Consider the following 487-nt stretch of genomic DNA (forward strand, 5'->3'; position numbering starts at 1 on the left):
GGTTGGCGTCACCGCGCCGCTGGCGGATTAGTGACAGGTCGGGTTCGCTGAACGTGTAGAGCCGGATGAGTTCGTCTTGGGTATCGGGCAACGCCAAGAGACTGTCGCGCTCTGCGGCGGAGAGGATTGAACGGCGGGGCATGCAGTCTCCTTCTTCTCAAAAACGTAGGTTTGCGACAATCCCGCTCAACCCTCTGGCGCGGTACAGCAAATCAATGCGTTGCGATTCTCGAAAACAGTTCTTGAAACTTTATTCTTGAATTCTTATCATATCAACGCGTTTCGAGAAATAGTGATGTAGCCAACCGCTGCCCCAAGTGGCTTTGACGTGTTTACGAAAGGAGAAAGACTCATGGGTATTTTTGACAGACTTTTCGGTGGCCACCACGGTGGCGGTTACAGCGGTGGTGGGCATCACGGTGGTGGGCATCACGGTGGTGGCGGTGGGTACGGAAGCGGCGGGGCGCCCGCGGGGGGGGGGGGGGAA

1 protein-coding gene is annotated in these 487 nt (G+C 56.9%); it reads right to left on the reverse strand.

The features are described 5' to 3' along the window. A partial coding sequence (locus C0V97_RS18980; protein WP_127103760.1) for a DUF4158 domain-containing protein occupies positions 1–142 on the reverse strand: 142 nt, incomplete at its 3' end. Positions 143–487 lie beyond the last annotated feature (345 nt).

This window comes from Asaia sp. W19 (assembly GCF_003994335.1).
GTDB lineage: Bacteria > Pseudomonadota > Alphaproteobacteria > Acetobacterales > Acetobacteraceae > Asaia.